The 12,679-nt window shown below is 47.2% G+C and carries 5 protein-coding genes; all 5 read right to left on the reverse strand.

Going from position 1 to position 12,679, the window contains the following annotated elements:
- Positions 1-7 precede the first annotated feature (7 nt).
- Positions 8-1,057, reverse strand: coding sequence for a TauD/TfdA family dioxygenase (locus QUB37_RS06405; RefSeq protein ID WP_333160208.1), 1,050 nt, complete (start codon positions 1,055-1,057; stop codon positions 8-10).
- Positions 1,058-1,348: 291 nt separating this feature from the next.
- Positions 1,349-2,899 carry a condensation domain-containing protein gene (locus QUB37_RS06410; RefSeq protein ID WP_333160210.1) on the reverse strand — a complete coding sequence of 517 codons (1,551 nt, stop codon included), beginning with the start codon at positions 2,897-2,899 and terminating at the stop codon, positions 1,349-1,351.
- Positions 2,886-4,574, reverse strand: coding sequence for a pyridoxal-dependent aspartate 1-decarboxylase PanP (gene panP / locus QUB37_RS06415; RefSeq protein ID WP_333160212.1), 1,689 nt, complete (start codon positions 4,572-4,574; stop codon positions 2,886-2,888). Before panP ends, QUB37_RS06410 begins: the two co-directional genes overlap by 14 nt.
- Before the next feature lie 98 nt (positions 4,575-4,672).
- Positions 4,673-7,945 (reverse strand): amino acid adenylation domain-containing protein, encoded by a 3,273-nt coding sequence (locus QUB37_RS06420; protein WP_333160214.1) that lies wholly within the window; start codon positions 7,943-7,945, stop codon positions 4,673-4,675.
- A 1-nt stretch (position 7,946) separates the two neighbouring features.
- Entirely contained in the window at positions 7,947-12,590 is a 4,644-nt protein-coding gene (locus QUB37_RS06425; RefSeq protein WP_333160216.1) for an amino acid adenylation domain-containing protein, read from the reverse strand.
- Positions 12,591-12,679 lie beyond the last annotated feature (89 nt).

Below are 12,679 nucleotides of genomic sequence, written 5' to 3' on the forward strand. Positions count from 1 at the left end.
AATAAGCCTAAATATCTTGACAGCTAAACCCTTCTGCCATACCAACAACAACCCGACGCGAACCAGAAAATGGCGTGCGTCCGTGCGCGGCTAGCATATTATCTAACAGCAAGACATCTCCTTCTTCCCAAGGGAAAACAATCGTTTCTTGCTGATAGCAGCGACGAATTTCGTCTAAGATAAAATCTTCAATGGGCGAGCCATCGCCGTAATAAGCATTGCGGGGTAAATCTTCCTGCTTAAAAGAAGTTAAAAGCTCTTTGCGAACGGCGGGTTCGAGATTGGAAATGTGGAAGAGGTGAGCTTGATTAAACCACACCATTTCCTGCGTTTTTGGGTGCTGAGCGATAGCTTGACATATTTGCCGAGTTCTCAAGCGATCGCCACTTTTCCATTCTAACTCAATTCCCGCTTTTTTGCAATACTCTTCTACCTCAATTTTGCTATCAGTATTGAAGACATTTTGCCAGGGTAAATCTACGCCACCGCCGTAATTTCGCACATACATAACCTTTTTCTGGGCAAACGTTTCTCTAATCTTTGAATCCAGGCTTTCAAACACTTTGCGGCTGTTAGCAATCGGAGTTTCTCCTCCCTCTTCTGCTTTCCTGACGCAGAAAAAAGCGATTTTCAGCGGCCAATTTCGAGAATAAGCCATTTCATTGTGCAGGGGGATGAATTGCTCGGCAGGATACTCGGTGGAGGTGTAGATATTTCCGCTCACCTGACTGCGCGGAGTCGAGCGAAAAGAATATTCCAACAAGTCGCCAGCAATAGTTTGAATAAACTGCTCGAAACCATTCACCCCGGCGACTTCAAAGCCTCGAAAAAGTATTCCTCCATGCTTCCATAACTGCTTTTCAATTGATGAGCGATTGTTCTGTGCCCAACCTGCGAGATTTAATTTTTCTACTGTTGGCTGAACAACTAGAGGTAGAAGGTTTTCCGGCTGGAGGTAGGCGGTTTTGACTAATTCCTCTGAGGAGAGGCTGACGGCTTTGCGCCTAACCGATCCTAACTTTTGGGAATTGAGATTCTTTGTTTCTGTATTTGTCATAGTTTTTGGTTTGGTGAGGATTTTATCCCTTTTTCCCGAAAAAACCTGAGAGATGGAGATCAATTCCGGTAGCATCGGCATAGTAAAATTCAGTCAACAGTCAACAATCACAGATGGTGCAACCGGAATCCATCTAATTCATCTGCGTTAATCTGTGTTAATCTGCCTGTATCTGCGGTCAAAAAAAGAGAATTTATTAACCGCAGATGACAAGGGATTGACGCTGATTCACGCAGATGTCGAGAAGAGAGATAGGAATAATTCCGATGCTAACAGATTTGATATGAGCCATCATTTTAAACTTTTCATAACTTTGCGTTTAGCCATTTTTAATTTTTGAATTCCCGAAATCTGAATTTGTTTTTGCTGCTCGATTTGGTGCTGCCTTTCTGCTTCGGCAAGAATTTCTGCCAAGTCGTCGATCCTGATATCTGGCTGGATGACTACCTGGTTGAGGAGGATTTGAAAACCTCTCACCATTCGGGCAATAGTCGCAGCCTCAAATAAGTCTGTTTTGTAGTCAAATAAGCCTTGAATTCCTTCTGAAACCTCCCAGAGAGTGAGGCTTAAGTCGTGTCTCGACATACCGACATCGGATTCCAGAATGCTCAAGGTCAAACCAGCTAACTCCAGGGGTGGCATGGGTGCATTCTGGAGTACAAACCACACTTGAAACAGCGGGTTATAGCTGAGATTTCGCTCCGGCTGCAATTCCTCCACAAGCTTTTCAAAAGGAACATCCGGGTGAGCGTAAGCTGCTAACGCTACCTCGCGTGTTCGACCGAGTAGTTCGCGGAAAGTTGGATTACCTGCGGTGTCAATTCGCAACACTAAAGTATTGACAAAAAAACCAATTAGTTCCTCTAATTCAAGGCGGTTGCGATTGGCAATGGGAGAGCCAATCGCGAGGTTATCCTGCTTTATGTGGCAGGATAGCAAGGAGTGAAATGCTGCCAACAACGTCATGAATAGGGTGATATCTTGTTGCTGGGCGAGGGTTTTCAGCCTTTCAGTTAAAGAAGCAGAAATCACAAAAGATTGCTGCGATCCTCGGAAAGTTTGCACGGGAGAGCGCTGCTTATCCGTTGAAAGTACAGCTAAACCGCCTGCCAATTGCTGTTTCCAATAAGCGAGCTGTTTTTCTAATTTCTCTCCCTGGAAATGCTGCCGCTGCCAACTGGCGAAGTCGGCATACTGTATGGGAAGTTCCTGCAGCCCAGAGGGTTTGTCATTGGAAAAAGCTTCATAAAGTGCGGCCACTTCTCGCACCAATACCCCCATAGACCAACCATCAGAAATAATGTGGTGTATCGTCAGCAGCAACACATATTCTGCCGAACCAACTTGCAGCAAAGTGCCACGCAGTAAGGGATCTCGCGTTAAGTCAAAGGGGCGTTGAGCTTCTTCAAGAGTACGCTGCTCAATTTCAGCTTGCTGCTCAGTTTCTGGTAAATGTCGCAAGTTTATCACCGACAAAGCGAAATCCAAGGAAGGAGAAATTAGTTGAACAGGTTCCCCGTCCACTTCTGCAAAAGCAGTCCGTAAAACTTCGTGACGCCTGACAATTTCATTGAGTGTTTGTTGCAGTGCTGACAAATTCAATTGCCCTTGCAAATGCACAGCAGCAGGAAGGTTGTAGGCAGGGTTTTCGGGAGACAATCGATCGAGAAACCACAGCCGTTGCTGGGCAAAAGAAAGGGGAGCCGAATTTTGCTGCGATCGCCTGGGAATACGCTGAGATTGCTCAGCCTGTACTGCCTCTTTGCCTAATGCTTTGAGGAGGAGCGATCGCTTCTGGGGCGAGAGGTTTTTTAGTCGTTCTGAACGATTAGTAGACATCATGATTCACTTCCTCGCAGTAATCGCTGTTTGTGATAGTTAAGGAAAGCTTTGCTGCTATTTTTAGCTGGTCGTTTAAAACAAAATTGATATCTGCTTCAGTGGTGAGGGGGTTGGCAAGGACGACTCGAAAAGCAACAATGGGAATGGTTTTGCCATAACAGGTGTTTTGCAAGGTTGTTCGCGAGACGAAGGTGTGACCGGCTTGCCGCTGGGCCTCCTGAAGGCGCTCGTTAAATTCATTAATGAAGTGGTTGTCTGCTTCGGTTAGTTGTTTTTTGGCTGCTTGTTCCCTGAATGTTTCTGGAATGTAGCGGTATAAAAGAATATTAATTTCTGGTTCTAGCAGCAATTCAAATGCTGGATTTTCGCGAAGTAAATTAGCCAAGTGCTGCGTTTTATGAATGCCTGAATCTATCAAAAACTCATAGCCTTGATGGCCGATGATATTCAAGGCGGCTTGCAAGAACAAACTCGCACCCGATCGAGAGCCTTCGAGAGAGCGCTTGCCTAGATCGATCGAGTCTTTTCGCACCGTGTAGGGCGCGTTTTTTTCAATAACTTTGGCGGTTTGGGGATTGCGGAATAAAACCATGCCGATTCCCATTGGCAAATACATTTGTTTGTGTCCATCTATGGTGACGGAATCTGCTAGTTCAATGCCTGCCAATTTGTGCCGGTGACGTTCGGAAAAAAGCACGGGGCCGCCCCACGCGGCATCGACGTGAAAGTGAGCGTTTGCTTTTTGCGCGATCGCGGCTATTTCTGGAAGCGGATCGATACTTCCCGAATCGGTGCTGCCTGCAATACCGATAATTGCCAGAATGTGCAGATTGCGATCGCGACATTCGGCTACAGTTTGGCGCAGCGCTGCCAAATCCATGCGGTGATTGGAATCGGTGGGGATTTTTAGGAGATTGCGATCGCCAATGCCTAATAAACCGGCAGCCTTTTCAAAAGAATAGTGCATCAAATTGGAGCCGATTATCACCATTCCTTTGTAGCCGTAAAACTCTAAAGCTGCGTACAAGCCTTCTTTTTCAATGCCACCAAAGTCATTTTTTGGGCCTAAAGAAGCGTTGCGAGCGCACCACAAAGCGGTGATATTAGCTAGGGTGCCACCCGTTGTCATGATACCGAGCGTGCTGTCACTTTTTTGAATGTGCTGGTTATAAAAATCCTCAGAAAAATCGTAAATTAATCGGTGCATCATTGCCAAAGTCTGGCGCTCGCAGGGGCTTAAAACTTTGGCAGTTTCCATCTTGACTAAATTTTGATTCATCGCGGTTAACAGCTTCGCGATCGGGCGCACAAAATAGGGAAGTGCGCTCGTCATGTGACCGATATATCGGGGGGAAGAGGTGTGGATGGAATGAGCAACAAGGGTTTGGGTCAAATCATCGATATAATTCCCAACATCTGTAGGAAGGGCGGGAATTGTGTTTTCCTTAAACTGCTGAATAATTAACTCTAAGTCAATATCTGTACTAGCGGTTTTTGCGTACAAAAAGTCTTGAACTAAGGCAGAAATTCGCTCCTCCATTGCTTCTTCTGCCAAAAATGACTTTTCTGAGGCACTGAATAGCTCCATTAACTTTTCTTCAAGTGGGGTAACAGAGGCTTTTAATTGCTCCATTATATCTTGAGAATTTTGGGGTTTTACTGTTTGTTGAATCATCCCGAATTACTCCTGTTAAATTGCCTTTTTTCATCTCCTTTTCCCCACCGAAGCCTTAAGGGAAAAAGAGCTCTTTGTGTTTTTTTGCCACCCGATATTTACTCAGTCAGCATCACAGTTTGTGCTGACTCTCCCTCACTCTTTTCTAAAAAATCGAGCAATTTATCTATCTGGTTAGCATCGGCCTTTGCCAGAATTTCTTCCTCGATTAGTTCAGCTAAATTCTGAATGGTGGGAGCGGCAAAAAAATCGCACATCGCTAACTCTACCCCAAAGCACGATCGCACTCGCGAGATTAACTGTGTTGCCATCAGAGAGTGACCGCCGAGGTCAAAAAAGTTTTGGTTAGTCCCTACTTTTTCTAGCCCTAAAAGAGCAGTCCAAATCTCAGCAATTTCTTTCTCTGTGGGCGTTTGTGGCTCAGTGAAGGCTGTTTCATCAGAAACGTAATCGCACCTGTGAGATAAGGCGAGGCGGTTAATTTTTCCGTTGGGCGTTAAGGGCAGCGCATCTAATAGCACAAAAGCTGAAGGCACCATGTAATCGGCCAGTTTGTGCTTCAAGAATGAACGCAGTTCGGAAATTAGTTCTGGGTGCTGATTTCTCAACCCTGAGTTAGGAACTAGGTAAGCGACTAGGCGTTGACTGCCCGGTGCATTTTCCTGAAGCAAAACAGCAGCGGTGGACACAGAAGAATGTTGAGAAAGCGCTGCCTCTATTTCTCCGAGTTCGATGCGGAAACCGCGAATTTTTACTTGGCAATCGCCACGGCCCAGAAATTCTATATTACCATCCGGCAGGTAACAACCGATATCGCCTGTTTTGAACAAAACTTTTTGATGAGTATTACCGAGAAAATCTAATTTTTCTTGCCCAAACGGGTGAGAAATGAATTTTTCCGAGGTTAAGTCGGGGCGGTTTAAGTAGCCCTGTGCCAATCCATCGCCGCCGACGTAAATCTCGCCGGGAATTCCTATGGGAACGGGTTGCAAATTGCGATCGAGCAGATAAATTTGCGTGTTGGCGATCGGGCGACCGATTGGAACTTTCTCGACACAGTGAGTTGCATCGTACCACGTCACGTCCGCAGCTACTTCAGAAGAGCCATAAAGATTGATTAATACCCGCTGGGGCATCTGCTCTCGAAATTGCTGGCCTAGTTCCAGCGGCAGAGTTTCTCCGCTGCAAATCCAATACTTTAATTGAGGCAAACGCCTGTCTAAATCAGGGAAGGAATCTAAGATAGCGCGCAACAAAGAAGGAACTAGCACCAGTCGGGTTACATTTTGCTTTGATAAGGTTTGAAGGAATTGGTTAATATCTTTGACGGCTCGATCGCGAATAATGATAGTGGGCAACCCATGCAGCAAAGGAGCAAAGATTTCCCAAACCGAATCGACAAAATTTAAGGACGTTTTTTGACAGCAAATATCTGCTTCGATAAAAGGGTAGGGGTTCCAAAAACAGCGATTGACTGTGCCTCGGTGGGTGCCGAGTACGCCTTTGGGAGTACCTGTCGAGCCGGAAGTGTAGAGGACGTAAGCGAGGTTTTCGGCTGGCACTTTAACAGCGGGGTTGCGATCGCTCTCGCGAGAAATTTCCTGCCATTCGGCGTCGATACAGACGACTTTAGCGCTGTGTTCGGGGAGGGTTTCTAGGAGGTTTTTTTGAGTCAAAAGCACCGGAACTTTTGCGTCGGCCAGCATGAAGGATCGGCGTTCTTGGGGATAAGCAGGATCGAGAGAAACGTAAGCGGCACCGACTTTTAAAATGCCCAAAATTGCCACCAGCATCGACAGCGATCGCTCTAAACAAATTCCCACCAAAACTTCGGGTTTTACACCTAAAGATTGCAGGTAATGTGCGATTTGGTTGGCTTTGGCATTCAATTCTCGGTAAGTCAATTGTTCATTTTCGCAAATAGCAGCTACTGCATCTGGGGTTCGCTCTGTTTGCGCTGCAAATAATTCGTGAATTGAGGAATTTTTGGGATAATCCGCTTGGGTGTCGTTCCACTGGACAAGTAATTGCTGGCGTTCGGCGGCGCTCAATAGGGGCAATTCTGACAGTTTCCGCTCAGGATTGGCAGCCATTCCTTCCAGTAAAGTTTGCAGGTGTCCCAGCATTCGCGCTATCGCACTGTCCTCAAAGCAGCTACGATCGAAAATAATTTTCAGCGTCAATTCCGCACCGGGCATCGCCATCACCGTTAGAGGATAATTCGTTGTTTCCAAGGAGCGAATATTCTCTACTTTTAAGTTGTGAATCTTCTCTTGCAAAGAAGCATCCACAGGATAATTTTCAAAAACGACGAAACTCTCAAATAAAGGTAAACTCCGAGGAACTTCGCTCCACCCCTGCACCTCAACTAGGGGGCTGTACTCATACTGCCGCGCCTCAACTTGTTGCGATTGGAGTTGTTTTAAGCAGGATAAAATAACCTCCTGTGGGTCAATTTTTCCGCGCACTGGCAGAGGATTTACGAACAGCCCCACTACCGATTCCGCACCCATTAAATCTGGCGGTCGCCCGGATACAACCGTACCAAAAACCACATCTTCCTCGCCGCTATATCGGCTCAAAAGTAGCGCCCAAGCTGCCTGTACGAGGGTATTTAATGTTAGCTGATGCTGCCGCGCAGCAGATTGCAGTGCGGCGGTGGCTGTTGCAGAAAATATCACCTGCTGTTCGCCACTACTTTCTAAACGGTTTCCCGCGACAATATTGCCCCGGGCGATCGCAGTTGGATCTGCAAAACCTTTGAGAGTTTGCCGCCAAAATGACTCAGCCGCAGATAAATCTTGCTGGTGCAGCCACGCGATGTAATCCCGATAAGGGCGAGGGCGTTTGAGGTGCAATTCCTCGCCCTGGCAAAACGCTTGATAAAATGCAAAAACTTCCTCAAGAACGATCGCCAGCGACCACCCATCTAAAATTAAGTGGTGGTGGCTCAAAATAAACTGAAAAGTATCTGTTTCTAACTGCGCCAGTGCAATGCGAATTAAGGGAGCTGATGTCAAGTCAAAGCCCTGAGCGCGATCGGCTTTTAGGAACGTTTCTAGCTGCTCTTGTTGTTCGGAGACCGAGAGCGATCGCCAGTTTATTTCCTGCCAAGATAATGCCGCCTCTTTACGCACTGCTTGCACGGGTTCTTTCAAATTTTCCCACACGAAACAAGTCCGCAAAATGGGATGTCGCTCTACAACTTTTTGCCAACTATTTCTAAATGCAGAAACATTGAGATCGCCGCGCAAGACGCATAGCAGTTGCCCGAAATATACGCCCGATTCTGGCTGGTAAAGGGAATGAAAGAGAATGCCCTGCTGCGCTGGGGAGAGGGGATAAAAATCTTCGATATTGCCATTGATCATATTAAAGCTCTCCCAAAATTGCGGTAATGTTGTCTAAATCGTCCTGGCCCCACTGGCTCCACTTAAACTCTGCAAAGTCAGAAGGAGTGCAGCCGCCGGCGTCGGGGGACTGACAGTATTTAATTAGCGATCGCAGCGATTCTATAAAGCCCGTTGCCAAATTTTCAATGCTTTCTCGTCGGTGAATATTTTCGCTGTACGTCCAATCTAATTGCAGCTTGCCGCTGGCAATAAATCCGTTAATTTCCAGCAGGTAACGCCGATTTCCGCGTGGGCTGCGAATGGGGCTACTCGGCTCGGAAGACAGCATTAATAAAGAAGATTTCGGCAGCACTTGGTCAAACTGTCCGAGATAATTAAAGCTTACCTCAGTTTGCGGCAAGTTGTGCAAATTTTTAGCAATTTCTGGATTTAAATATTCTAGAACACCGCAGCCAATACCGCGATTTGGCACTGCGCGTAACTGCTCTTTCACTGATTTGAGAGTAGCCCCTAGATCGGAAGGTTGTTCTAAATTTAACAGAACAGGAAAAACTGCTGTAAACCAGCCGATTGTGCGCGACAAATCTACTCCTTCAAATATATCTTCGCGCCCGTGACCTTCTAAGTCAAGTAAAAGTGAGTTATTGCCTGTCCAGCGTGCAAATGCTTGACCTAAAGCAGTTAGCAATACATCGTTAATTTGAGTGCGGTAAACGGCAGGTACTTCTTGTAAGAGCAGTTTTGTTTCTTCAACACTCAAAGCAACGGATACTGTCTTTTCAGATGCAACTAAATTGGCTGCTGTGGGGAAATCCACCGGTAAGCGAGAAATTGGTTGGCGAGAAAGGGCGAACCAGTAATCGAACTCTCCCTGCAATTCGGGCGATCGCGCCCACTCATGCAAGCGTTCTGCCCACTGCTTAAATGAGGTTGTTTTGGGCGGGAGCGCGACTGTTTCACCCCGGCTAATCTGCCCATAAGCTGTCTGGAAATCCTCAATTAAAATTCGCCAAGAAACCCCATCAACCGCTAAGTGATGAATGGCTAATAACAAGCGATTTGGCTGATGTTTGCCCAAGTCAAATAGGGCAGCGCGAAGTAATGGCCCCTCTGACAAATTCAAACTGCCTTGCAACTGAGTGGCGGCGGTTTGGAAAGCGGCTTCTCGCTTTTCTGAAGGTAGCGATGACAAATCAATGCAGGTAAAGGTCGCAACCTCGTCGGGATTGGCGAGATACTGCTGCCAGCCAGATTCTCCTCGCACAAAACGCAGGCGCAGCGCGTCGTGGTGCTTCAGCAATTCTTGCAAAACTGACTCAATTAATGCAGGTTCGAGAGGTTGCCGCAACTCTAAAAGCACCGCCTGATTCCAATGGTGCGGATCGGAGAGATTTTGCTCGAAAAACCAGTGCTGAATCGGTGTCAGCGGAACTTCGCCAATGATTAATCCCTGTTCCGATTGTTTGGTTCCAGTTGTATTGGCGACGGCTGCTAACTGTGCAATGGTTTGGTGTTGAAACAGTTGTTTTGGTGTAAGTTGCAACCCCGCTCGATTGGCTTTAGAAATGACTTGAATACTGAGGATAGAATCGCCGCCCAATTCAAAGAAATTGTCGTCAATTCCCACTTGTTCTAACCCCAATACTTGCGCCCAAATTTCTGCCAAAATTTTCTCAATAGCTGTGCGAGGCGCGGCGAAGGCCTCTTCGAGTTCTGGCCGATCGCGCTCCGGTGCGGGTAGTGCCTTGCGATCGATTTTGCCGTTGGGAGTTAGTGGCAGCGATTCCAGCGTTACGAACACAGCAGGCACCATGTATTCCGGCAGCTTTTCTTGCAGGTAGCCGCGCAGGTTGCTGATGCTGGGAAGTTTGTCTTGGTTAAGCACTACATAAGCGACTAAGCGCTTGTTGCCGGAACCGTCATCGCGCGCGATCGCCACAGCATCCCGCACGGCGGAGTGCTGTCTCAGGGTTTCCTCAATTTCTCCCAATTCGATGCGATAGCCCCGGATTTTCACTTGGCTATCAATTCGCCCCAGGTATTCGATATTTCCATCTGGCAAATAACGCGCCCTGTCGCCAGTTTTGTATAGGCGCGCGTCTGGTGAGTTGCTAAAAGGAGTTGGAATAAATTTCTCAGTCGTTAATTCGGGACGATTCAGATAGCCTCTGGCCAATCCTTCGCCGCCAATATACAGTTCTCCCGGCACTCCCAGCGGCACGGGATTGAGAGTTCGATCTAATAAATAAATCTGCGTATTCGCAATCGGGCTGCCAATGGGTGGCATTCTCTCGGCACCTTTTTCAATTAAAGCAAAGGTTGAATAGGTGGTATCTTCTGAAGGTCCGTAAAGATTGAAGACTTTCTGAATGTGAGGAAGCTGGTAAAGCTGCTGCGCTAAAGTATTCGGCAGCGGTTCGCCAGCTAAATTGACGGTGCGGACTGTTTCGGGAATGCCGTTGATTCGCAGCAGTTCTGCGATCGCGCTGGGAACGGTATTAATCAGCGTTACTTTTTCCGCTGTTTTTAAAGTGGGCAGGTGCAAGGCATTTTCTGCCAGGATGGCTGTGCCGCCCCAGCTTAGAGGCGCGAATAGCTCGAAAACTGATAAATCAAAGCAAATAGATGTCGAGGCGAGAACTCCTCCCAGTTCTTCGGGCGAAAAAACCTCTTTTGCCCAGTGCAAAAAGGCAACGGCGCTGCGGTGTTCGATCGCAACCCCTTTGGGCCTGCCCGTGGAACCTGACGTATAAATTACATACGCTAACTTAGAGGGGTTTTGCTGATTTAATTTAAAATCAGAACCTGACTTTTCCGAAAAATTCTGTTCCTCTTCCCACTCATCCAATCCGATGACTTTTGCGCTGCATTCTGGCAGAATTTTTAACAATTTTTGCTGGGTTAGCAGCACGGAAATTTGAGCGTCTTCTAACGTGAAAGCTAAGCGCTCGCGCGGGTAGGCTGGATCGAGCGGAACGTAAGCGCCCCCGGCTTTTAAAATTCCGAGAATACCGACGATCGTATCAAGCGATCGCTCGACACAAATCCCTACCAAAACTTCTGGTTTTACGCCGAATTGTTGCAGGTAATGCGCGAGTTGGTTGGCTCGTTCATTCAGCTCGCGGTAGGTGAGTTTTTCGTCTTCAAATACAACGGCAATGGCATCGGGAGTTCGCTCGACCTGCGCTTCAAATAATTGATGAATGCAGCGATCGCTCGAATAATCGACGCGGGTGTCATTCCACTCTACCAACAACTGATGCCGCTCTTTTTCCCCCAGCAACGGCAACTCTTCAATCCGCCGATCTGGGTTGGCAGCTATGCCCTCCAGCAACCTGAGAAAATGCCCCGCCATCCGATTGATTGTGGCTGCATCAAATAAATCTGTGCTGTATTCAAACTGACCGCTAATTTCTTCCTGCTGTTCTTCTAAATGCAGGGTTAAGTCAACTTTTGCTGTCTGATTCTCAACATCTAAAAGAGTGAGATTGAGTCCGGCTATTGATTCCGCAGCAACAGGTGCAGTTTGCAAAACAAAAGCAACTTGGAACAGTGGATTGTAGCTCAAATTGCGATCGGGTTGCAACTCTTCAACCAGTTTCTCAAACGGCAAATCCTGGTGAGCGTAAGCTCCTAAACTCACCTCCCGAATGCGATCGAGCAACTCCCGAAAAGTGCGATCGCCTGACAAATCAGTTCGCAATACCAAAGTATTGACAAAAAACCCGATTAGCCCTTGAATTTCCGCTCTGTTGCGGTTGGCGACGGGAGAGCCAACGGGGATATCTGCCTGTCCTGTATAGCGATAGAGCAGCGTTTTAAAGGCTGCTAGCAGGGTCATAAACAGGGTGGCATTTTCCTGGCGGCTGAGCTTTTTGAGGGCTGACCTTAGCGTTTTCGGGATGAGGAATGATTCTTTCGCACCCCGATAGGTTTGCACCGGGGGACGGGGGCGATCGGCTGGCAATTCCAGCAAGGGGGGAACACCATTAAGCTGCTTTTTCCAGTAGTTAAGTTGAGTTTGCAAGCGATCGCCCGCAAGCCATTCCCGCTGCCAAATAGCAAAATCGGCGTACTGGATCGAAAGTTCGGGAAGTGGGGATGGTTTGCCAATCGAAAACGCTTCGTAAAGTGCTGCTAATTCTTGCAGAAAGACTCCAATTGACCAGCCATCAAAAATAATGTGGTGTAGCGTCAGCAGCAAGACATATTCCTCAGCATCTAACTGTAGCAAACTAGCTCGCAACAGCGGCCCTTTGGTTAAATCAAAAGGTTTCCTAGCTTCTTCTGCCGCCAGTTGTTTTACTTTTTCTTCCCGCTGAGTTTCCGCCAATTGTTGCAGGTCTAAAACTTGCAGCCCGAAATTAAATTTCTGACCAACCACCTGCATGGGTTGACCGTCTACAGTGGCAAATGTCGTCCGCAAAGCTTCGTGACGGCGCACAATTTCCTGGAAACTTAGCTCTAGCACTACTACATTTAGCCTGCCTTTTAGTAACACAGCCGCCGGAAGGTTGTAAAAAGGGTTTCCCGGTTCAAATTGGTCAATAAACCACAGTCTTTGCTGGGCAAAAGAGGTGGGAAATGCAAATACTTCTTCTTCGGAACCATTCGCCGAGTCGCGAGTATCTGTTGGAAGTTTTTCGGAAAAATGCACCGTCATTGGATTAGTAACTGGTAATTGGTAATTGGGATTGCAGCCGATATTTGGCGATTGGTTATGAGGTAATATCTTGGGCGGGGCGGGTTTAC

It is taken from the genome of Microcoleus sp. AT3-A2, assembly GCF_036705685.1.
GTDB lineage: Bacteria > Cyanobacteriota > Cyanobacteriia > Cyanobacteriales > Microcoleaceae > Microcoleus.

What these genes read in the sequence shown, in the direction of transcription:
- QUB37_RS06425 (WP_333160216.1), bottom strand. Translation starts at nt 12,590, where the DNA reads ATGACGGTGCATTTTTCCGAAAAACTTCCAACAGATACTCGCGACTCG.
- QUB37_RS06420 (WP_333160214.1), bottom strand. Translation starts at nt 7,945, where the DNA reads ATGATCAATGGCAATATCGAAGATTTTTATCCCCTCTCCCCAGCGCAG.
- QUB37_RS06405 (WP_333160208.1), bottom strand. Translation starts at nt 1,057, where the DNA reads ATGACAAATACAGAAACAAAGAATCTCAATTCCCAAAAGTTAGGATCG.
- panP (WP_333160212.1), bottom strand. Translation starts at nt 4,574, where the DNA reads ATGATTCAACAAACAGTAAAACCCCAAAATTCTCAAGATATAATGGAG.
- QUB37_RS06410 (WP_333160210.1), bottom strand. Translation starts at nt 2,899, where the DNA reads ATGATGTCTACTAATCGTTCAGAACGACTAAAAAACCTCTCGCCCCAG.